This window comes from Yersinia sp. 2545 StPb PI (genome assembly GCF_052217125.1).
Classification (GTDB): domain Bacteria; phylum Pseudomonadota; class Gammaproteobacteria; order Enterobacterales; family Enterobacteriaceae; genus Yersinia; species Yersinia enterocolitica_E.
Genome location: NZ_JAZGPY010000001.1, coordinates 118312 through 142289, shown reverse-complemented (window position 1 = coordinate 142289; position 23978 = coordinate 118312). Strand labels below are relative to the sequence as shown.

The window sequence follows — 23978 nt, the reverse complement described above, 5'->3', positions numbered from 1 at the left end:
AGTGCTTGGCACTCAACAGACAATACATTAAAATGAACAAGTGACTATTATGGTGAACGACAATCAGTCGTTCGTCAAGATGAACAAATGAATGATATGGTGAACAATGACTCACTTTATACCCGATAACTCAGACCATGCAGCAACCCCGATTGGCTTGCTTTCTGCCTCTATTCGCCGGGAACGTGAGAAGTTAGGGCTGACGGTAACGGAATTAGCAAAGCGTGCAGGTATCGCGAAATCGACGTTATCGCAATTGGAAGGTGGAGCCGGTAATCCCAGTCTGGAAACACTGTGGTCGTTAGCCATGGCACTGGATGTTCCGGTCAGTCGGCTTATCGCCCAGCCGCGCATGCATGTTCAGGTGATCAGGGCCAATGAAGGGATTACTGCGGTTTCTGAACAGGCGAACTACACCGCGACGTTGCTGGCTGCCTGCCCCACAGGGGTACAGCGGGATATCTATCGGATTAATGTTCAACCCGGTGAACTCAGGCGCTCCCGAGCACATATGCCCGGTACCATTGAACATGTGATTATCAGTTCAGGAAAAGCCAGAATCGGCCCAGTTGATCAAGCAGTTGAGTTAAACGCAGGAGACTACATTAGCTATTCTGCTGATGTGGAACATATTTTTGAAGCACTGGCCGTGGATACCACTGCGGTGATGATGATTGAGCACACATAAGCTATCGAGATATCCGTGGTCATACAGAATCCCGACCGACACCCTGGCATAACTATTGGTTAGGTTGTGATAGACGTCGACTCTGCTATTATCAACAGGTTGCTGCCATTTTGTATCATATTTTGTAGAATAATCATCTGCATAAGGCATGGATTAAGGCCACTGAGGAGAATTATGCCGAACGCACCGAAAGACAACTCAGCCCCACTGGCGGCGGGGATTGAAACCGGTAAAAAAGCCATTTCCTATATGACCCAGCTGAGTAACCACATCAAAGCTTACCCAGTGGTTGCTCATATTATCCGTGCCACCGATCGCTTTAATGACCGGATGGGCAGCCAGTTTGGTGCAGCTATTACGTATTTTTCTTTTTTGTCACTGATCCCTATTTTGATGGTTTCTTTCGCCGCAGTCGGTTTTGTCCTGGCGTCTAATCCTGACTTATTAGCTGAATTAATTAATAAAATTGTCAATACCATCAGTGATCCAACACTGGCCGCTACACTTAAAAACACGGTAAATACCGCAATCCAGCAGCGCACCACCGTCGGCTTGACTGGCTTAGCGATTGCGCTGTATTCCGGTATCAGTTGGATGGGGAACTTACGCGAGGCGATTCGTGCTCAATCACGGGATGTGTGGGAGCGTAATCCACAGGATCAGGAAAAGTTCTACTACCGTTATGCCCGCGATTTTATCTCGCTGACCGGGTTGGTTATCGCACTGATTATCACCCTGTCACTGACGTCAATTGCCGGTGCTGCACAATCTGCCATTGTTGATGCATTAGGATTGGGGGGAATTGATTGGTTACGGCCCGTTATGACATTGATTGCGTTGTCGATCTCTATTGCGGCTAACTATTTGTTATTTTTATGGATATTCTGGATTCTGCCGCGCCATAAACCTAAGAAAAAAGCGTTACTGCGCGGCACCCTGATTGCCGCTATCGGCTTTGAGATAATTAAGTTTGTCATGACGATGATGCTACCACGCCTTGCCAGTTCGCCGTCCGGGGCGGCTTTTGGCTCCGTTATTGGTTTAATGGCGTTTTTCTACTTTTTTGCCCGGCTAACGTTATTTTGTGCCGCCTGGATAGCCACAGCCCACTACGCTGAGGATGAAACCTTACCGCAAGGCGGGGGAAACAAGGCCACCCAATAAGCCCAACCAGATAGGGTCAATACCCCATTAATGATAAATAAGCATTATGGCGTTTGCTCACCTCGCTGACTTATCACTACACTGGCCGCCGTTATCAAAAACAGAGGGCTATCCGTGTCGCGTTATATAAAAAAACCGTGGTTTTTACTGATATTACTCGCAGTTGCGGTGCTGGCCACAGTGTATAAATTGCGTTTTAGCAATGCGGATGAACTGTGGAAAATCGTCAGCCAGCAATGTGTTCCCCATATGGTCGCAGAACATAGCCCGCAGCCTTGTGTCGCGGCTGACATACCGGCTGGTTTTGTGGTGTATAAATCAAATGTTGGGCCATTGCAGTATTTGTTGATGCCGACCGCTAAAATCAGCGGCATGGAAAGCCCACAGTTGTTAACGAGCAGCAACCCAAACTACTTCCTTGATGCCTGGCAAGCCCGTCACTTTATGGCCGATAAATATGGCGCACCAATTGATGATGCGGATATCTCACTGACCATTAATTCAAAATACGGGCGTAGTCAGGATCATTTACATATCCATATTTCTTGCCTGAAACCACAGGTAAAAGCGGCGCTGGCGGCGCAAGAAGCAAACTTCCGTCAGCAGTGGCAGCCCCTGCCAGGTGGTCTGTTAGGTCATGACTATCTGGTGCGGCGCACAACAGCCGCTGAATTGCAGCACTCAGGTGCATTCCGCCTGTTAGCCGATGAGGTGGCTGGAGCGAAAGATAGTATGGGCCGCTATGGTTTAGCCATGACCGCATTGCCTGATGGGGCATTTTTACTACTGGCAAGCCAGGCGAGCCTGACGAAACTGCACCGTGCATCCGTGGAAGAATTGCAGGATCACGACTGTAATTTGCTATCTCCACCGCCGCCGCCGCTGCTCTCTTCTTCGTAGAGTTAAACGGCCGGGCAGTTAGCTACTCGCTCTCACTGCCCAGCCGCTACCCTGTTCAAATTGATTGATTTACCGGCTCCCATTAGCCTGGCGATAGATCTTTTATTGCTCTATTTCTTTTGCTTTATCTTTTGCAGGAAAGGGGTGCACTGGTTTTCATCAGCCTCACTGGGCGAAATCAGTGCCAGCAAGGCCGCAGCAGGTGTGAGTGCGACACCCAATACAGCAGCAACTGCACCACGGGCGATCAACGGCCCCGCTTTCACACCAGCATCAGGCTGTTTAAATGTTCCTTTCACATACAGCGGAGAGCGTAGGGTCAGAATACGCAGCCCTTTACTTTCTGGATTGACCGATAAGTCCAACCGCTCAGTAGCAAAGTTGATATTACCGGTAATGTTGATAATGGCATTCTCGGTATCAATAACAAACAGGCGCGGTGTTGCCAATCCATTGCGCAACTGCACATCGGCCACTGCGCAGTTAATTTTCACCTCATCATCACCAAACAGCTTCGCCACCAGATAGTTACCCACATTCAGCCCCAACAACTCCATCAGGCTACGGCTGATTAGCCCCTGATTCAGTAGCAAGCGCAGGTTACCATTACTGGTTGCCAGCAACGCAGCCACTGAGTTACCGGTAGCGGTAAATGATGCGTCGCCATTCAACTGCCCCAGACTGTTGCGCATCGCCTGTACCTGTGGCAATAGCTCTTTCAATTGCAGGCGACGGGCATGCAAATCAACCTTGCCGGTCATCGGATCTTTGTTGCCATTCAGCCGCAAAGTGGCATTAAGATTACCGCCCGCCATGCCAAAACGCAGTGGATCGAGTCGTAACTCACCCTGATTGAGTACCACGTGGGTAGACAGATTATTCAAAGGTAATGATTTATCCCGTTCGATACGCTTAGCCGCATACGTAACATCTGCATCCATCACTCCCCAACTTTTGGTATCAAACTTATCTGTCGGTAATACCTTGTTTGCAGGCTGCCGGTTTCGCTCACCACGATTGGCCTTTTCCTGATTGGAGTCAGCACCAATCAAGGGGGCTAAATCAGTAAAACGTAATTTTTCTGATGACATTTTGCCCGTTAATTTCGGCCGTGGCTGGCTGGCGGTATAGGTCAGGCTGCCGTGAATATCACTGTCACCGATTTTACCGTTAAAGTTTTCATAGCGATAAACTGCGCCACCAGTTTGCTTTAGGCTGGCAATTAAGCGGCCATCGGTATTGTAAGGCGGGGTCGCGGGCAGCAATACACCGATAAGGGGATAGAGGTTGTCCAGACTGGCACCGGAGAATTTCAATTGCAGATCTAATCCCGCCAGATTTCCAGGGTCGGTTAAGGTACCGGCTACCACCACACGGGTAGAGCCAGAACGCACATCAGCCTGCAACGGGAATGGTACGCTCGCATCACTCATCGACAGCATGCCGCCTATTTTTCCGCTGCCGGTGAGTGGCTGGCTCTGATACTTACCGTCAATTTTCCAGCCGAAAACATAATCTGGCGTATGACTCTGCGCCTTATCCGTGACCTGTTTATCCTTTGTCTCATTACGAGTACCGGTCACCTCAGCAAACGGCAATGGCTTACCCAGTGGGTCGATCACGGCGTGCAAATCAGCTTTCAGAATGGCATCACTGAGGGTTATTTCACCGCGATCAAACACAATATCGTTAATATTCACTGACCAAGATGAAGAAGGTGCCTCACCCTGCGTAGGGCTATTGGCCAGATTGAAGGTCCAGTTATTCTTACCGTTAGCCAGACGAAGCAGCTTGGCATCCGGTTGTGTTAGCCAGATACGAGGGATCCACACTTTCTGTGCCAATAAAGCCAACGGCGCAATACTGGCATCAACCCGTTTTAACGTGACCATTTCCCCAGCCGGAAAATCTGTGGCTAGCGTGTTAGTTTTATTATCTGTTTTATCACTGACTAAATCTGACGGGTTACCCAACACCAAATCTTCAGCATGAATATGTGGCCATGGTATCCAGCCGCGCCAACCCGGCTCATCCCCTTTACGTGACCAATCCACCCCCAAGTTGCCACGGATAGCAAACGGCCGCTGCAACTCAGCAGAGACTTTTTCATTGATGGTTGGCTTCAAACGGTTCCAGTCAAAAGTCATCACGAAAATCACCGTCGCCGCCAGTAGCAGCACGATAAGTCCACCAACACCTGTCAGCACTTTTCCGGTTTTTGTCATAACAGCTCCATGCCCGTACTCATAATAGATAAAGCTAAATCCGACACCAGGCGCGTATTTAATGGACGTCAGTTCGCGGTAATTTAATCGAAAAATCAGCCATAAAAATAGCTAACTGATTAATAATGCGGATTCAGAAGACTACACTAACCATAGTCGATGATGGTTCAGAATCCATTATTTGGGCAGTTGAATCCGGTGATGCGCAGAGGCAACACGGCAGGGAAGTGCTTTTTCTCAGAGAAGATTAACCACAAAACAACATAGGCAGCGTCTGTAATCTATCAAATGAAGTTGGCCGGGACAGATAATAACCCTGTGCGGCTGCGGCATCAGAGCGTTGTACCATGGCCCACTCCTGCGAGGTCTCAACCCCTTCAACTATAACCCCTTTGCAGTAGCGCCCCATTAAGGTGACCAAGGTGAAGAACAGTTGGTTTCCAACCTCACTTTCTTGCAACACAATAAATAAATCTCTGGCGACTTTGATGTACTCATAGCGCCAACTGATAAATGAAGTGAAATTCGCCAGCCCGCTGCCAAAATCATCCAACCAGAGTCGGTCAGCTTCAGCAATACGCGCAAAAGGAGTATCAAGGGAGGTATCAACGTGCTCGAGTAATTCAAAGCGAATATAGGGCATAGCATCGATTAGCAATTTGGCTTGCAGATCATCTTGCATCGCCATCAATGCCTGTCCATCAATGTTGATCGAAACCAGTACCGAGTGATGAACAAATATAGCGTGCCACTGCTTAATCATATTCAACTGCTCCAGTACTACATCCAAACGAGCGCGGATACTAATAGCACTGAAGTAATCCTCTGGATTTAAACGTGTATCCGGGGATGAAGGATGAAAAACAGCCGTGAGCAGTTCAATTGCCAGCAACGCACCAGATGTACGATAGATAGGTTGAAAAGTGTACCGACGCTGACATTGCCGCCAGAAGCTCTGTCCTTTATTTCGATCAATAGCGGCAAAGGATGGCGCAAGTAAACCTGATACTTTATTGGTCATCATCAGTTTAGTCGCCATGTTGCAAGACACCGTACAGTAATGGCAGTGTATATCGCTGCCAGCCTGATTGCATCCTGTGGTAAACGGTTTTCTTTCTGGAGATGTTATCGACTCGAGCGACCAGAACTTTATATAGCGGCATGACAGATTATCGTTCCCAAGCGGGCTGGCACGGTACATTAAAGCCATCTACAGTAGTTAACTCAATAATGCCATTAATGTTAATGGAGGTCTGTATGCCTTATGTAAATATTAAAATTACTCGCGAAGGAGCGACGGCGGAGCAGAAAAAACAGCTAATTGCCGGAGTCACCCAACTATTAGTCGATACCTTAGGTAAAAACCCCGCGACTACGGTCGTCGTGATTGATGAAGTGGACACTGATAACTGGGGTATTGGTGGTCAAAGCGTCACCGAACTGCGGAAATCATCATAATTCTGTTCTGAGTGGCGGGAAACTTGTCAGTTTCCCGACCTACATCATAAAAAATTTAAAACGTCGTTTTAATACTATTGACTCCGACCAAGCCAGCAGTGAGACTATAGTCAAAGTCATTGGCGTTGTAGCACGGCTGCAAACAACGCTACAACGTCAAGTTAGCCGGGGATAACCCAATATCATTCCCATCACTGACTCATCATTCAGAAATAGGCCGCTTTCCATGACCAGCAAAAATATTGCCGTTATCGGCGAATGCATGATTGAACTGTCACAAAAAGGTACCGATCTTAGCCGGGGTTTTGGCGGTGATACGCTGAACACGGCGGTGTATATTGCCCGTCAGGTATCAAAGCAGGCTTTGAATGTACATTACGTGACCGCATTGGGGACTGATAACTTCAGTGAAGAGATGCTGGCTGCCTGGCAGCAAGAACAAATCCACACTGATCTTATTCAGCGTATGGATAATAAGTTGCCGGGTCTGTACTTCATCGAAACCGACAACACCGGTGAGCGAACCTTCTATTACTGGCGCAATGATGCCGCAGCCCGTTTCTGGTTGACCAGCCCGGCAGCCGATGAAATCTGCCAGCGGCTGGAAAAATTTGATTATCTGTACCTTAGTGGGATCAGTTTGGCCATTCTGGACAGCGCATCGCGCCAGCGTCTGCTGCAATTGCTGCGCGCCTGTCGTGCCAACGGCGGCAAAGTTATCTTTGATAACAACTACCGCCCACGCCTGTGGCAGAGCAAGCAAGAGACTCAGGAAGCCTACCGTGACATGTTAGCCTGTACGGATATCGCGTTCCTGACACTGGATGATGAAGATATGCTGTGGGGCGAGAAGCCACTGGAACAGGTGATTGCAAGCACTCAGGCTTTGGGCGTGAGCGAGATTATCATCAAGCGTGGTGCGGACTCGTGTATCGTCTGGGTAAAAGACGGTTTTGAAGCCCATCAATATGATGTTCCCGCGGTCAAACTGCCGAAAGAGAAAGTGGTGGATACCACTGCTGCGGGGGATTCCTTCAGTGCGGGCTATCTGGCGGTTCGCTTAACGGGCGGTAGCGCCCACGACGCAGCAGTACGTGGCCATTTAACAGCCAGCACGGTGATTCAATATCGTGGTGCTATCATTCCACTGGCAGCAATGCCAGCAGTTTGATACTCGCCAACAGGTTCAGGCGGCCGGTGACTGACGTCGCTACGGTCCGCCTCTGCTGCTTCATATCGTCATGAATTCATTTCATTAACGACAAGCCCGGCACATACCGCCCGGGCTTTTTTGATTACTGCGCAGTGGTCGGTGTTGGTGGTGCTGCTTCCGCTGCCGCTACTGTTGGCGTGGCATCCTCTGGCACCACCGTATGGGGTGTCATAATTGCGTTATACGCCGCCTGTAATGCCTTCACATTCACTTCTGGCTCGCCTTTCGGCTGCGTCAGAATCAACGTGGTATCTTGCGATAACTGCTGTTTCAATTCCTGATTAAGCTCAGCCAGCGTCAAACCCGACAAGAATGCCTGGCGCAACTTCTGGTACTGTTCCGGGGCGATATCCACTACGCCACTTTGCTGTGAACGCAAACGTTGGCTCATCAAAATGTCGGTATCAGTCCGGGCATAGGTTGCAAACAACTTACTTAGCTGATCATTTTTCTGCGCCATCAACGCATCAAACTCAGCCTGACTCAGGCCATTAGCGCGCAAGCTAGCCAGTTCACGGGCGACAAAACTCATCCCTGGCGTCAGGTTTTCAGCCGGCGTATTCAAGTGGATAGCACATTGCGCACGCTGATATTGCACCCGGCAATCAAAGCCCAGCTTCAGGTTCTTCTGATCACTTTTATCCAACACTTGCTGGATATGCCAGAACAGTGCCTCGCGCGCCAAATCACTGCGCCAGTAGCGGCTCAATGCGATGGAATCCTGAATAGGATGCCATGGGGTATCCCACATCAGCGATAGCGTATCTTGTGCCGCTTGTTCATTAATAAGGCTTACCGGCTCTGGCGGCAATGGCGCTAACATCGCAATCGGTGCAGGTGTCGCGCGTTTCCCTTTCAGCTCAGAGAACGCTTTACCAATTTGGGCGGCAATGCTGCGGCTATCCACGTTTCCGACCACGTACAACGTCATCGCATCCGGGGTGTACCACTGTTCATAAAACTGTTTTAGCTTTTCGACATCGACCGGCTTCGCCACAGGTTGACCCGGATCATGCCCAATCAAAGAAGAACCTTTAAGCCGATAACGCCACCAAGGTTCCTGAATATTTTGCGGGAAAGTGGCAATAGGATCGGTGGCACCATTCAGTGCTGCATTAACGGTTTGTTCATTTACAGCCAGCTTGCCACTGGTATCAGATAACCAGGCCAGCGCTTCCTTCATCAGGTCGGGGCGGTTATTGGGCAAACTTAAGCTGTATAACGTGAAATCATAAGATGTAATGGCCGGTGGCAACGGGCGCTCGTTATCGACCCCTTGTTGCCACAGCGACTGAAGTTGGGCGGGAGTAAAACTCGCGCTACTCATTAATGCCAGGCGTGGTAGCAGATGGGCAAAGCCAACTTGCTGTGCGCTTTCAGATAATGAGCCAGTATTAACAACTAGACGTAACTCGATCCGATCGCTTGGGCGTTGCGGCGTAGCCAGCAACTGCCATGAGAACCCGTTTTCTAACTTCCCCTGCTGCCAAGCAGGATCGGGTTGTAGTGCTTCAGCCTGCACATTACTGCTGGCGGCAGCCAACAATAATCCACCAACTATGAGACGAATTCTGGTGCCCTGCATGTGAACCCCTACTTAATAAACTATCCAATTTTAAAACGATACAAATTTACACCAGCCAGTCGTGTTTTCACCCGAACAGCCCATGTTTAACTTGTCAGCGCCATCGATATGGCAGCCATAAAGACATGCATAAACCAATCCAGCTTTAATAACCCCAGTCCAGCCATCACAAACTGATCGCTCTGCCGTCATTATTAGGCGAAAAATCAACGGTCAACGCCACCGTGAAAACCGGAGGTTGCAGTGTACCATTCTGTTAGACCGCATGCTTTTGCCGATGTCACTCAACAGAGTAAAAAATAGTAGCTAAAGGGTATTTAACACCAGAAAATGGATCGCGGGGCATTATTTTCGCGATTATAGTGCAGAGGTGCTACCGGTGACAGCAAGCCACCGGTAGTGATTTGGTCGTACTAATCGACTGAATCTTGGTTATATCTTTCGCACTTGATGCTACGAAGAAGAAAGACCGTTTTTTATCTCACTGTTAGGTGGTGTTTTGTTTGATAACACCGCCTGCAACTGGTCGTTATCCAGTTGTTTACACCATTTGGCAACCACAATAGTTGCCACACCGTTACCTATCAGGTTAGTCAGGGCGCGAGCTTCGGACATAAAGCGATCGATACCCAGAATCAGCGCCAACCCGGCCAGTGGTAAATGCCCAACCGCAGAGATGGTCGCCGCCAACACAATAAAGCCACTGCCTGTCACACCGGCCGCACCTTTTGAGGAGAGCAGCAGTACTACCAGTAATGTGACCTGATGAATAACATCCATATGGGTGTTGGTCGCCTGCGCAATAAACACTGCCGCCATGGTCAGGTAGATAGAGGTGCCGTCCAGATTAAAGGAGTAACCGGTCGGGATAACCAACCCCACCACCGATTTCTTACACCCTGCTTTCTCCATCTTATCGAGCATGCGCGGGAGCACGGACTCAGAAGATGACGTCCCCAATACGATCAGCAGTTCTTCTCTTATATAGCGGATAAATTTGAAGATGTTAAAGCCATTGAATCTCGCAATTGACCCCAGCACCACCACCACAAACAGAATACAGGTCGCGTAGAAGCAAATAATCAACTGCCCCAGTTGCACCAAGCTGCCGACACCATACTTACCGATAGTAAAGGCCATCGCACCGAAAGCACCAATCGGCGCCAGGCGCATAATCATATTGATGATACCGAAGATAACGCGGGAGAAACTCTCGATAACATTAAAGATGAGCTGACCTTTTTCACCCAAACGGTGCAGGGCAAAACCGAACAGAACAGCAAACATCAATACTTGCAGAATATTACCGCTGGCAAACGCGCCCACCACACTGCCTGGGATGATATCCAGCAAGAATGGCACAATCCCTTGTTGCGAGGCTTGTTCGGCATAAAGTGCAACTGCTTTGGCATCCAAAGTTGCCGGGTCGATATTCATACCGGCACCGGGTTGCACCACGTTAACAATCACCAGCCCAATCAATAGTGCAATGGTGCTGACAATTTCAAAATAGAGCAGTGCAATCGCACCGGTACGGCCAACGGCCTTCATACTTTCCATGCCCGCGATACCGGTAACCACGGTACAGAAAATCACGGGTGCGATAATCATTTTAATTAGTTTAACAAATCCATCACCCAGAGGTTTCATCTGAGCGCCGAGGTCAGGGTAAAAGTGCCCTAACAATACGCCCAAGGTAATCGCCGTTAACACCTGAAAATAAAGACTTTTAAATATTGAAACTTTCATGACTATGTCCTTTTGGGTAAATACACGGCAGCCTGTCGCTTAACTCTTTGTGATGATTGAGTGACACTTCTTTTTTATCCGTGCTTGCGCGGAAAATAACACCCTCATAACAATATGGAAATTATTAGTTGCACTGGATTGCACCCTTAACACGAAATTAAGAACTGAAACGCTTCAAGCGAGAGCAACAACGGAAAAACAGACAGATCAACCAGACAATTAACCAAAATGATTAGTCCGCAGAAGGGGTAGAAATGAGATAAATAATCGGGATGGTGTGTCGGGGAAAAAGAAGGTTTTTGAACGACGTGAACAGCCGATGTATTGCAGCAATAGCCCCCTTTAAGGATGATTGGTCAAGGGGGCGAGTTAGCCATTTCCAGTAGGCTTATTTAATTGCCCGGGTGGGCGCGGTGGCAGCACTGTTAATGGCGACTTCGTTAATGGCACTCCACTTATTGATATCTGTGCCAAAAGTGTCCAGCTTGATATATTTGGCTGTCACCGGTGTAAAAGTCAGCTTCTCACCGCTTTTGTTCGCCGTAGAGGTTTCCAGCCCTTGCGCCAGCGGCTGCCAACTCTTCCCATCACTGGAATAGGCGATGGAGAACTTCAGCTTGCGTTCGGTGGGTTTAAATGGAACCACGAGAATATTTTCAATGGATTGCGCTTTATCCAATTCCAGTTGAATCCAGCTATCTCCCGATGCTGCCCAACGCGTTTTTACATCGCCGTCGGCAATATTCGCCGGAACATGGCCTTTCTCACTGTCATAACCCGATGCAGTGACAGCAACAATCTGCGCGGCATAACCCGATGCGCAGAACAACGAACCTAACACCAGAGTGGCTAAAACCTGTTTTTTCATCAACCTATCCTTTTTATCACGACACAGAAACCCGAGAGGAAAGCGCCGGGACAAGCAACCCTGGGAAGCCACTGCCCGGCACTTTACCAACAGCGGCCCCAGCACGGGCCGCTGTCGGGACTATTTACGGCCGTTCGGTTGCAGCTTCTCACCCACATTGAGCAAGAACAGTTCATTATCACGGGTTGAGATCCGGGCTGAACCGTCGTCCATTCGGTAAGCACCTTCAGTAAAACCAGCACCATTCAGGAAAGGGGCTACTGCCTGTGGTTTATTGCGTAGTGAAGCCTCTAGCGCCAATAAAGCGTAAGGCTCAATGGCATCTATATCTGCATATTGACGATCCGGTGAAGCCATAAAGAAACCATCGATATAGCGGGTTTTAACGATGTTATCGCCGATTTTCTCTGCTAATAACCGATACTCCGCCACCTGACTGGCATGGTAGAGATCCAACAAAGCAAACAATGCGTAAGGATCGCTGTTGGTGGTATCCAACTTGATCTTCACCTCTTTACCCGGTGCTGTGCCGAGATCACCCAGCCCCTGATCGTTTGCAATACCGCGAGCCACTTTCCACAACAGTGGATCATTATCAATGGCATAAGCACGGGCATATGAAATCAGGAATTCGTTGCCCGCTTTGTACGGCTTGAGTACGGTGCCTTTTTTGCCGTAATAGCCATCACGCGGCAGTGTATAATTGGATAAGTCCTGCCCATCAGCAATCATTGGGCGGAAGGTGTTGTCCTTATCGTTATAAGCATATTGCGCGAATGCTTTTAGGCCATCCACGGTCCATTTCAATAAATCCTGCCCTTGATTGCCCAGATCTTTACCCAGTTGCAGTTGCATCAGCGCATTTTCAGAATAAAGCGTGCTGGTGCGCCCTTTGAGCATCATGTTGCCTTCCAATGCTGCTGGGCCAAACTCTGGGCCAAACTGACGCTGGGCGCGGTCACCGAACTTGGAGTGGGTATCTGCGTCATCTGTTGGCTCTTCCCGTTTAAGAGCTTGGGTAAACTGATAAACACCAAGACCGGTTTTCGCATCACGTGGCAATACATACTGCGAGGCCAAACGCTTAGCCCACACTAATGCCTCTGGCTCCTGCTGATGTTTATAAAGCAGAGAGGCGGAATAAATCAGATCATTACCTGCATTGAGGAAGCTAAGCCCTTTGGTTGCAAAGAAGGGGGCCTGTTGCTCGAATTTACTTTCCCATAATTTCCCCATTGGTTTGCCATATTCGCCGTGGCGGCTGGTTTCGAGAATACGCCAGTCATAAACATGGGCGTTCCAGAAACCACGAATGAACCGGGCAGTGGCATCACTATCAACACTGAACATCAGGTCATAGTAGGGATAGGCATTTTTCAGTTCATGCACCATCTCTTTTTCACTCGGCCCTTCTGGTTGCAGCGTTTTCAAATCGACAAAGCGATGGCCGCCCCAATAGAGTAAGCCGCTCGGGTCCTGATAATTTTGGAAATGATAACGAACGATATCTTCAGCGCGTTTTTGGTAACGGGCGTCCTGAGTAAGCTGGCTCAGGCCGCTCATGACACGCATCAGATTTTGTTGTGCTGAGAAGTTTGATAACACAGCCCGACGGCCATCGGGGAATATCCATTCCATTTGTTGGCCAGTACGGGGGTCAACACCATCCGCCAATAACGGGCTGGGCTTATCGCCGTGGTAAGTATCTGAAGCTTTGCTTAACACGTTATCGACATACTGTTTCACGACAGTGAGACGATCGGTATCCGCTGCCTGTCCAGCGGGTATATACAGCGTTGCCAGCGCTGCCATACTCAAGAATAACGCTCTTTTTTTCATTACTTGCTACCTGTCAAAAATCGTTATGTGAGGTGTGACCCCCTGAGGTCAGAATCTGATTATTTCAATAATGGATCAGAAGCTGTATTTCACCCCAACGCGATAACGGGTTTGACGTTCGTTGGTATTTTTGCTGCCAGCAACGTTACCCACTGCCATATAAGGAGACCAGTTTTTATCCCACTTGTAAGTCAATTTAAAATCGTGGCTCCAATCGTAGTTCTCGTTATTTGCCAGTATAACCCCAGCTTTATTGGCTTGTTTGTAGTCCAGCTCATAGTCTAATTGATAATCTTTAAAGAATTTATAGCTAACCACGCTCGTCAGATTATAGCCATTTTCAGATGTATCTTTTGGCGTATTAATATTGGCGCTGGTGCGTTTGTAATAAGGACGATAACGGAAGGAAACAGAGAGGTCGTCAACGATATTAGCCTTACCTCGCAGGTAAGGACGATAACTATTGGCTGTGGAGCTTGAATCTAATGAGAAACCTGGTTCAATAGAAAATGTATTATCAATTTTGTATACATAGCTGGCAACGACTTCAGTACCATTGCTGACTGTTTCATTAAATGCTTTATCTTTGTCCTGAGCTCCTTTCCACTTGCCTTCCAGTGACAAACCGAAGCCATTTGCAAAACGATGTGACATTAATAAACGATCTTTGTGGGTGTTACCACTTTGATCTTGCATTTCATGACGATAGTCAATAGTTACCGCCATTGCGCTAGTGCTGATAAGTGATGCCATTGCCAGAGATAGTAATTTAAATTTCATTCCAATTTCCCTTATTTTAATAAAGATAAGTATTATTATGATAAATACAAAAGACATTTATGAAACATAATTCTATTTATTTTGATATTAAGTTCCGAGATCCATGACCGATAGTTTGAAATTAATAAAACCAATATCCATTTATGTGACATGGTTCAAAGTAAATAGTTTTAACCAATGTCTCTCGTCTGTAATAATTCTGCTGCAACGTAGGCATAGCAAGGGATTGTCGCTATTTTAAAGAGGATAATGTGAGGGATAAATAGTCTTGACGTGGTAGGCAATAATATTGTAGGTACAAGCGAATATAAGGCAAATACATCCTAGTCCAATATTTTCATATGGGTATTATTGATAGTTTTAATCACTTTTACACTACAGATGATATTTGCTATTTTCTTGTGGGCAAAGGATTAGTGGATATACACGCCGAACCAAGGTGTGACGGATATTTCTTATTAAAAATTAAGGTTAATTAATATAAGAAAAGATAATATCTTGATATTTCCTGCATAGATGAAAGTTCTGATATCTAGCCATATTGCAGTGATTACACCAGCACAATCTGTAGACCAAGAGGAGCAGCCAGCGAATGGCCAATACCACCGGTTACCTCAACCCGTTTTTTGGTAAGCACCAAAACCAACGTTGCAACGGTGCCGCTTTATCTTCAGCGGCACCTCGCCTCCCATAAAGGCCATGTTATTAATTTAATTAAATTTGATACAACAATTTAGTTAATAGTAATTGATCAAGAATACGGCTTTACCATTCGCTTTACCTGGCATGGGGTTCGCTTCTGTTTGAATATAGCGAGCCACCAGTGGAACGCGTATCGTAGAACTGCCATCTTTTGGCAGCGTTAACGTTTGTTCTGCGGCAAAGTTAAAGAGTGTTGGCGTCTGGTTGCTCACACCCCAACCGATTTGTATGCCTACACCCGATGCGGCTCCTGATACTGTTGAATCGATAGCCATTACTCCACTTGTCGAATCAATAACATTGCTAGTGGGTGTTAATCGCACACCAATACTGTTACTGGTTGACGTTGCTACAGCACCCGTGCCGGTGCTGTAATCAAACATCAGCGTGCTATTGTTCGCATTATAGAAGCCATAAAAAGTAGGACAATTTGTCAATATAATCGAGGCATCTATCCACGGCGTCGTAGCACCAATAGCCGTAAAGTATTGCCGCTTCTCATAACTCCCCATGTTCACATTCACATTCGGTGTCGTGCAAGTCTGGGCAGAGACCGTTAACTGCCCCTGAAACTTGATCACATTAGCTTTGACCGGAAGCCCTGTTGTTGCAGAGTGAGTCAGTGGGTTAACAATAGAGATACTGGCAGACGGCAGTGTTGACGCATCAAGACTATAATTTCCAGGTGTAATCGTGCCGATTTTGATCAATGAGACATAGACGGTTCTGCCATTCAGGAAAGGTTCATAAGACCCACCCGCTACCGGACTTTGTACATCGGCAGGGAATTGATAGTTAGCCTGGCCCAAAATAGCTGCATCAGCGTTGTTGTTCCGGGATATGGCAATCCCGACACCCGGAATATTGGTCTGATATACCGCACCGCTAAAGGGGCTACCCGTCCAATTAGCCAGTGGCAAAGGGGCTTGCTCAATCCCCCATGCAATATTGAGCCACATAGTGGTATCTACTGGGGATGTGCATTTCATCACGCTAAGGCCAGTGGATCCACTATTCCAGCGCCCCTGATAAATCACCGTTCCGACTGGAATATCTGCACCGGCTGAAATCGCCGGAGGAGTGAGTTGCACCGTATCCGTGCGGGGGGCCCCATTCAGCGGCGCACAAACCACCTCAGCCCAAACGCTATGGCTGGTCATCATGAGTAAAACAAGCCCGGCGATACTTTGTATTATTTTTTTCATTCGTTCACCTTTGGCACAACTACGCATTACGTTCACTATTTTGGCGGTCATCGACAGAACACAAAATTGATTTAAATATACTTTACGCACAGGTTATTCCCCCTTTAGTTCTGTATGCCGTTCTTCTCAGTTTGTGATGGCTCGATGCTCACTGACTTGTCCTTGGGGCACACAGGTCGAGGTAAACCGCATCATCGCGCTGGCTTTACCGTTGGCTAATTGCGGCGGCAGAATATAGTTCAGGTAACATTGCTGGCCGGTACCTTCACCCCAACTGACTTGCAAACGGCCACGCTCCTCGCTCACCCGCGCATAAATCTGCCCACCCTGACCGACAGAACCCACTACCTGACCTTTGGTGTCTAACACTTGTGCGCCAAACGGCACCGGCTCGCCATCTGACTGGGTGGCGTTCACCAATATCGGATAGCCCTTGGTACTTTTATATTTCACCATCACCACCGCACCGGCATTCGGCGCCACTTTCTGACTGGTGGATTCCAGCTCCACGTCATAAGAGGTCCCCTTCGGATCGATGGTTATCTCATTCATCTGATAGGCACTCAGATACGGCACCACGGCATAACCCCGTGAATCAATTTTCACGCCGGAGTAACCGGACACTTCGGCCCCTTCAGCGCCCTTAGCTTCCACCACCGCAAAGGTCTCACTGCTGTACGGCGTTAATGTCACGCCGCCGGGGTGGGCAATCATGCTGCCTGAAATGCCGACCGAGCCACTCTGATAGTCGCGACCGCCACCGTAAGACGCCATACTGGTGGCTTTAGAACCGCGGTACTGACCATTGACACTGCCACTGGCCCCCGACCCGCCGTTGCTGTTCATGGCGGTTGCCCCATAACTGAACTGGCTTTGCTCGCCAGCACTGCCTGAAACCGATGCCTGTTCGCCCCAGTTGCCCTGACCATTGCGGTTCATTTCCAGTCGCATTTGCGGCACGTTCTGCTGGTCATTACGCCCCAACGGGAAACTCATACTGACCAGATAAGTATTTTGCATCTCGCCAAACCCGGAGCGGCTGCGGTTCACGCTGACGCCGTAGGTCATGCTTTTATAGTTGTTGCTGTAACCCACCTGATACTGCTGGTCACTGCCACCTTTATTCCAGTAATCCTGCAAAGAACCACTGATATACATCTGGCCCCAGCCGTCCGGTAATCCCTGATTGGCGGTCACGGTTAAGCGGTTTTTTGCCCGGTAGATACTGTTGGCGTCATAGCCCTGACGTTCGGCATCAAGGGTTTGCATCGCCGTGGCGAAATCGAGATAGCCCTGAGTCGAAAAGCGGTGCGCCGCCACACTCAGGTTACTGTTGGTTTCAGCAATCACCTTGCTGTAACTAACCTGATAGCTCTGGCCACTTTCATTGCCGTTACGCAGGCGGGTATTGGCCTGGGTCACGTCGATCGCCACCGCCCCAATCGGGGTACTGAACGCAGTCCCGACCTGCACGGCATAGTAGTCTTCACTGGCCTGCGCCCCGGTATAACCGGTAATGCTGTTATTCAGACCACGCTGATAGGTTCCCTGATAAAGACCCGGGGTAAAGGAGAGCGAATCATTGCGCACTTTACCCACCGTCAGGCTGTAGCGCTGCGAACCGGGGCGCAGCAATTGCGCCACTGCCGCAAACGGCACCTGGAAATTCTGTGTGCTGCCGTCGGCTTCACGCACCGTGACATCCAGATTGCCGCCGTAACCGGTCGGATAGAGGTCATCAATGATAAATTCGCCCGGTGAAACCGTGGTTTCATACAACACCTGACCACTCTGGCGCACGGTCACCAGCGCATTGGTGCGGGCAATCCCGCGCACTTCCGGCGCATAGCCACGCAGGGACTCTGGCAACATGCGGTCATCGGTGCTGAATTGTGCTCCAGTGAAAGGCACGGTATCGAATAACTGCCCGGTGGTATTGGATTGTCCCAGCAACACCCGGCCCAGCGCAGCCGGGACATCCCGCTGCACATAACTGTTAATACTGGTGTATTTGCTGTCACCGTCTTCTTGCCAGTTATACGAGCCGTTATGACGGAAATACCATGAGCCGAGGTTTACCCCGGTGTTAATCCCGGCAAAAGCCGAGTTAAATGTCTGTCCGTTGGCGGAGGAGCTGTAGCCATTGAGTGAATAGCCCAACATCCCTGATGTCACGCCGCTGTCCCACAACGCGGGGTTGACGGTGCCACGGGCGGTACGGAGTAACAATGCCTGGGGAATAGCGATATCCAGCCGTTGTTCGCCGCTGTCAAAAGCCACCTGGGCATCGGGGAGCAGCGACGCCAGATCAACACAGCCGTCCTCTTTTTTCAGCGGGGCCAGTGATTCAGGCGGCAATGCTTCTGTCTTGAGATTAAGACTGGCAATGACCGACGAGGATAAGCAGGCATGGACACTTTTATCGTCGCGGGCCTTAAATTCCACATTCTCATTGCCAATCAGGGTATTGTTTAAATAAATGTCAGCCCGGTAAGTGCCGGGTAACACGCTGCCCCCTTTCGAGAAGCGGCTTAAATCAATGCCGGAACCACCGTGTTCGGTATTTAAGTAAATACTGTCAAACTCCACCGCCTGAGGTTTATTAGGCTCAAGTGATACAGTACTCTCTGTTTTTCCAATGCTATCAACAGCAAAAACAGTTGGTGACAAAAAAACGGTAATAACCGCCGCCGCAACGGGTGTTAAACCAACATTGCGGGTACGCCGTTCTGCTGAAAAAGGCATTGCAGGGTGTTTCATTATTCAATTATTCCGTAGTGTACAGACGTATTCCGCCCCCACGAGATAACCAGCGGACGCTGTGTATAACTGCTGTATATAAATTAAATTAAGGTTTAATGGGCTGACTCAGTTTATTGAGTGCGCCATAATCATTAACAAATTCAAAATCAACGTTATTGCCGGCGGTATTTCCCGGTAACGAAAAGGTCAGCGAATTATTAGGGCTAATCATTTGGCCTTCAACCGGCGCTGTTTTACTGCCCGTTATCCCCACCGTGACCAAAGAAACATGAAACGGTGTCGGATTGGTGGCTTTAAGTCCGCCAGGGACTTTGGTCCAGACTAAAGATTGTGCAGCATCATTCGCATTACCCACTAACCCTGCGGGACGGAAAAACAATTTAATACGGGAGCGGTACGCCATCTGCAAATAATTCTGACTGCTACCCGAATCCACTTTCGCGGGAATTTCCAATACGTTCAACCAAAACACCGATTCTTTATCTGTGGGTAAAGAGGCTCCGGTATAACTGATGCGTAATGTCTGGCTTTTATTTGGCTCGACGCGATTGATTGGAGGCGTAAGCACAAAAGGCACTTTCAAGGTTTCCGGGCGGGCATTCACATCCCCATTGTCAATCCAGCTTTGTAATACCACCGGGCCGGTGCCGGTGTTATTAACCTTTACCGTCACTTCTTTTTGTTTTTCCGGATAAATTACCCGGGTGCCGGTAATAACCACACTGGCCTGAACAGAGCGTCCGACAAATAGAATCAAGAACAAGGCTGAAAATACTGTTAATAAAAGACGGTTAGTGCTGTTCATAACAACCTCGACACTTATTGAATGTGTGCATGCTTTAATTTTAGTTATTATCGTCAAAAAGGGCAGATATCTGCCCTTTAAAATTTATATGTTACTCGTTAATACTTATTTGTATTGAATAGAGTAAACCACGTTGCTGATAACTGTACCGGCAGTGGTTGCGCCATCAGCATAATATTGAACCGCATACGGCAGTGAAGCAGAACCCGTAGAAGCATCAATATAAGTCGTGCTGGTCGTCTGGTTGCTGTTACCGGCTTTAATTGGCGTCATGGCGTTAGACGCGTCCAGCAGTTCCAGGCTAACCTGACCGGCAGTACCGCTTACATTTTTCAGGTGACCGGTAACCACATCGACACTTGGGCCTGCTTCAAAGAAAGCAGAAACTGTTTTCAGGGTGCCAGCACAGTCGCTCAGCGCCATGTTAAAGCCTGTGCTACCAGCAACCTGGTTAGCAGAAGTCAACTGGTTGGTACCGACAGTTGGCAGTACCACTGTTGCGTCTGCACCCTGGCCGTCGACGGATACGTCACAAGTAGACGCTGTCAGTTCACCGTTAAAGGTGATGGTACCGGTAGAAGCGGCTTGAGCAGCGTTAACACCCGCGAATGCAGCAACGATTGAGGCAATAATAGCTAACTTTTTCATTTATATTTCCAATTAATAATAGATGTATGAGTTAAATAACTCAGTACTGTTGTGTTAATTTGGTGGTGGTTATTCCACAAGAATCCATTAGATATTTATTTATCGCTGCTGGGCAATAAGACCAGTAATGAGTTTTTTCAACCATCCAATAAATGTCGAAGCTCAATATATATACTAGGTAGCGAAAACGATATTTTAAATATCTTTTAAGAGCGGGAGTAAAGCGAGTTTCTAATATTCACAATGTCCGTGCTGTATATTAAGCGACTTAGAAACCTGAAACATCCTTGTCGCTGTGCTCACTTGCTATGGATTAAAGTATACGCGATCGATTCATCTAGTAAACATCGATATCACAGATCAATGGTCTGAAAGCAATATTGGTTTGCAGTATATTATACCGAATACTGTCTTTTCCGAAGATTTTTAGATCGTCTACATATAGAAAAGTAATCGTTAATGTGGATTAAGATCATTTTAGCAGATTATTATGTTTTTATTTTAAAGAATAAAATAATCCATTTCCATTTTGGGGGGTAATCAATCCCAAACACCCAGTATTTTAGCCTACAGATAAAAAATAAAATTCCTACAACGGAGTGGGAATTTTATTTTTTATTTGCCTGTGTTAGTACATTTATCCTACATTCATTTAACTTAATTCTCGATAAATACAAACTAACATCATGCTTTTTTTTATAAAAATACAAGGCCCATCTTTTGGTAATTTGCACATAGCCAGTAGTGATAAACTTACCGCTGGCTTCAACGCAATACCCCTGAAATGGAATAACGGCCAGGCAGCCAGCAAACGGCAAATTGGTCGGGAATCTATTTGGACAGCATTTATGCTAGCCCGTAGGATGAGCTGGCTCAAGTCAGTGATTCGGGTGACGAATCTGCCGGGAGCAGATTTGAACGCTGCTTTCAGCGGCGCCAAGGACGAAGGAAACAGCCAAAGTCATTGTCGTTGCAGCCAGGCAGCCAGCAAATGAATCCCGATGAGCTGGCTCAAGTCAGTGATTCGGGTGACAAATCTGCCGGGAGCAGATTTGAACGCTGCTTGCAGCGGCCTCAACGAGGCGAGGCCCAAGGATGGGCCGAGTATACGAGTGCAGCTAACAACGCTGCGGCGTCAAGGACGAAGGATGTAGCGCGCCTCAAACACCTCTCGCGGTAACGGCTCCGAAAACAAAAAACCCTGCCCGCAGTAAATGCCGTGGTTTAGCAACCATTGACGTTGCTCATCGGTCTCGACACCTTCGGCCATCACTCGCAGCTTTAATACTTCTGAGATAGTGGCGATTATTCGCGCCATTACATCATCTTCTGGCAAGTGCTCCACAAAGCATTTATCGAGCTTAATCATGCTGATTGGTAGGCCTTTCAGATGATTGAGATATTGAAGACTTGAATATCCCATACCAAAATCATCCAAAGCGATCGACAAACCTAGCCCTTGTAATTCGCGCAGTAGCCCGAGAGCTTCATCCAGATTCTGAATACGGGCGGTTTCGGTTATTTCCAGTAATAATTGGCGCGGGTCGATTTGATACTGATCGATGATGGTTTTCAGATGCGGTAAAAACTGATCACTCTGCACCTGCAAACCCGAAATATTTACTGCCAAAGATAGGGTAATCCCTTGTGCTTTCCAGTCAGCCAGAATGCGGCATGCCTCTTCCAGTACCCAGTTACCTAGTGGCATCATCACGCCCCCCTCTTCCGCTCCGGGGACAAACTCTGAAGGGGAACGATAACTGCCATCCGGTTGGGGCCAGCGTAACAACGCTTCTGCACCGATAACCCGCTGATCTTGCATATTCCATTGGGGTTGTAAAAACAGCCTGAAGTCGTGATTTTCAATTGCCTGTAAAATGTCATGCTCCTGAGTCAGTCGCTTTTGCGTTTTCTCAGTCAAATGCGGCTCAAACACGATAATCTGGTTTCGCCCCTGATGGTGAGCGGCCATCATCGCAGTGCTGGCATTGCCCATCAGAGACTCGGCTGTTTCATCTTGGTATTGGTAATCAGTAATCCCAATACTGGCGCTGGGCCGCAGTTGCATATTGCCAAAGACTAAGGGTTGAGTAATTTGCAGCATAATCCGCCGCGCCAACTGCATCGCCGGGAACGGGCGGCTGATCCCTCTGGCAAGTACTGCAAACTCAGTTTTACTCAGTTGCGCCAGCAAGCTGTTTTCATCAATGCATTGTTCAAGTTGCTGTGCCATAGTCAGCAAGAGCTGCCGGTGCTGCTCTTCACTCATTACGCCGGACACTTCTTGCAATGTTTCAATGCCAATGACTAACAGGTGGAATTTCTCAGCATGCATGCCAGCTGCAATTTCCTGCTCAAGTAGAGCCATAAACAACGGGCGGTTGGGGAGTTCAGTCACCGGGAAACGGGTATTTATACGGGTCATATCCGTATAAGCTTCGGCTAATAGTTGCTGGTTACGGTTGTAATTGTGTACCAGTACGCCTAATTCATCATCCTGATGGTGGGCAGGTAAGGACAGTTGGTGGTTAAGCACACCTTGCTGACCAATCTTTTCCAGCTCTTTGGCGATCGCCCGCAATGGATGAATAATCAGGCGATTAATACACCAGGCGATAGAGACCGAAAGTACCAATGCCAGTAACAAATAGGTCGATAGCATGGCCGACAATGCACTGAGAATGAACTGATACATACGAAATGAGTCGGCTCGCAACACTAAATGTGCCAGTGGCTGCGGATTTGCGGATACCCGCTCCAGTGCATACAGCGGTATTGTTATCTGTACTGGCAGGGAAAAAATACGCTTAGCCCAGCGTGGAACAGGCCGTTCTGTGGGGAAGTTAGCATGTAATACCTGAATCTGATTCGGTAATATCACTTCAGCGCGGCTGAGAATACCAATCGGTAACAAGCTATTGAGGATTTTTTTGGCTTGTGGGACATCGACACTTAGTATGGCTTCTGACAACGGTTGGCGAACCGAATATGCAATGCTCTCCAACTGCTTGGCGTAGTCATCTTTGCGCTGCTGCACAAAGTGGAACAACTGAAGGACGATAAAAATACAGATGGTCACCAGTGCCACAACTGCCACTGCCGCCATTTGTTTAATCGTTAATGAACGCCTTACCTGCAAACTCGCTCTCCGCCAATGCCAACTGAATAATATAAGAGAGTGCCATGGTGATATGGCGACTCGTCGATGCTGTCTGAGTATACCCTTCTTGCTTGAAGTTGCAGCGATGTTAGCGGCTCTCCACTCACGAAGCACTAACCAGCATCAGCTTATGGCTCGCTCACAGCGAGTCAGTTACTTTGGGTGTATGATACTCGATCGCGTTCAGATTTTATCTGGTGAAACCAAACCGGAGGGGAAGAATACC

17 protein-coding genes are annotated in these 23978 nt (G+C 48.2%); 5 read left to right on the top strand and 12 right to left on the bottom strand.

The features are described 5' to 3' along the window. The first annotated feature begins 106 nt into the window (after positions 1-106). The 3 genes from V1955_RS00545 to V1955_RS00535 all read left to right on the top strand — a co-directional run bounded on the left by V1955_RS00545 (position 107) and on the right by V1955_RS00535 (position 2752). Entirely contained in the window at positions 107-688 is a 582-nt protein-coding gene (locus tag V1955_RS00545; protein WP_083161348.1) for a helix-turn-helix domain-containing protein, read from the top strand. A gap of 174 nt (positions 689-862) precedes the next feature. After that, positions 863-1852 (top strand): inner membrane protein YhjD, encoded by a 990-nt coding sequence (gene yhjD, locus V1955_RS00540; protein ID WP_372568470.1) that lies wholly within the window; start codon positions 863-865, stop codon positions 1850-1852. A gap of 114 nt (positions 1853-1966) precedes the next feature. Continuing rightward, positions 1967-2752: a CDP-diacylglycerol diphosphatase gene (locus V1955_RS00535; RefSeq protein ID WP_442820421.1), complete on the top strand. Its 786-nt coding sequence runs from the start codon at positions 1967-1969 to the stop codon at positions 2750-2752. A gap of 110 nt (positions 2753-2862) precedes the next feature. On the opposite strand, the gene V1955_RS00530 is transcribed toward V1955_RS00535, so the two are convergent. Together V1955_RS00530 and pdeH are read right to left on the bottom strand one after the other, a co-directional pair. Continuing rightward, positions 2863-4977, bottom strand: coding sequence for an AsmA family protein (locus tag V1955_RS00530; RefSeq protein WP_442820420.1), 2115 nt, complete (start codon positions 4975-4977; stop codon positions 2863-2865). Between the two features lie 247 nt (positions 4978-5224). Then, on the bottom strand, positions 5225-6016 hold the full coding sequence (gene pdeH / locus V1955_RS00525; protein ID WP_193784750.1) for a cyclic-guanylate-specific phosphodiesterase: 792 nt from the start codon (positions 6014-6016) through the stop codon (positions 5225-5227). A gap of 218 nt (positions 6017-6234) precedes the next feature. Between pdeH and V1955_RS00520 the strand changes: the two genes are divergently transcribed. After that, positions 6235-6435 carry a 2-hydroxymuconate tautomerase family protein gene (locus V1955_RS00520; RefSeq protein WP_050086806.1) on the top strand — a complete coding sequence of 67 codons (201 nt, stop codon included), beginning with the start codon at positions 6235-6237 and terminating at the stop codon, positions 6433-6435. A 226-nt stretch (positions 6436-6661) separates the two neighbouring features. Further along, entirely contained in the window at positions 6662-7606 is a 945-nt protein-coding gene (locus V1955_RS00515) for a sugar kinase (protein ID WP_442820419.1), read from the top strand. A gap of 124 nt (positions 7607-7730) precedes the next feature. Here the strand turns inward: V1955_RS00515 and V1955_RS00510 are convergent, their stop codons facing one another. From V1955_RS00510 to hmsP, 10 genes are all read right to left on the bottom strand, one after another. Further along, a complete protein-coding gene (locus tag V1955_RS00510) occupies positions 7731-9233 on the bottom strand; it encodes a M16 family metallopeptidase (RefSeq protein ID WP_083161360.1) in 1503 nt (500 codons plus the stop codon). 453 nt (positions 9234-9686) lie between these two features. Beyond that, positions 9687-10982: a dicarboxylate/amino acid:cation symporter gene (locus V1955_RS00505; protein WP_372560264.1), complete on the bottom strand. Its 1296-nt coding sequence runs from the start codon at positions 10980-10982 to the stop codon at positions 9687-9689. 388 nt (positions 10983-11370) lie between these two features. Further along, positions 11371-11850, bottom strand: a complete 480-nt coding sequence (locus tag V1955_RS00500; RefSeq protein WP_372568467.1) for a discoidin domain-containing protein — start codon at positions 11848-11850, stop codon at positions 11371-11373. 120 nt (positions 11851-11970) lie between these two features. Further along, on the bottom strand, positions 11971-13689 hold the full coding sequence (locus V1955_RS00495) for a pectate lyase (RefSeq protein WP_420073287.1): 1719 nt from the start codon (positions 13687-13689) through the stop codon (positions 11971-11973). A gap of 75 nt (positions 13690-13764) precedes the next feature. After that, the gene (locus V1955_RS00490; protein ID WP_083161368.1) at positions 13765-14469 is read right to left on the bottom strand and encodes an oligogalacturonate-specific porin KdgM family protein; all 705 of its coding nucleotides are present in this window, start codon (positions 14467-14469) and stop codon (positions 13765-13767) included. Positions 14470-15206: 737 nt separating this feature from the next. Next, entirely contained in the window at positions 15207-16376 is a 1170-nt protein-coding gene (locus V1955_RS00485) for a fimbrial protein (RefSeq protein WP_083161370.1), read from the bottom strand. 126 nt (positions 16377-16502) lie between these two features. Further along, positions 16503-19136 carry a fimbria/pilus outer membrane usher protein gene (locus V1955_RS00480; RefSeq protein ID WP_442820418.1) on the bottom strand — a complete coding sequence of 878 codons (2634 nt, stop codon included), beginning with the start codon at positions 19134-19136 and terminating at the stop codon, positions 16503-16505. Positions 19137-19224: 88 nt separating this feature from the next. After that, positions 19225-19944: a fimbrial biogenesis chaperone gene (locus V1955_RS00475; protein ID WP_372568463.1), complete on the bottom strand. Its 720-nt coding sequence runs from the start codon at positions 19942-19944 to the stop codon at positions 19225-19227. A gap of 105 nt (positions 19945-20049) precedes the next feature. Further along, complete coding sequence (locus tag V1955_RS00470; protein ID WP_083161376.1) at positions 20050-20592, bottom strand: fimbrial protein; 543 nt, start codon at positions 20590-20592, stop codon at positions 20050-20052. A gap of 1135 nt (positions 20593-21727) precedes the next feature. Continuing rightward, positions 21728-23731, bottom strand: a complete 2004-nt coding sequence (hmsP, locus tag V1955_RS00465) for a biofilm formation regulator HmsP (protein ID WP_442820417.1) — start codon at positions 23729-23731, stop codon at positions 21728-21730. Positions 23732-23978: the final 247 nt, after the last annotated feature.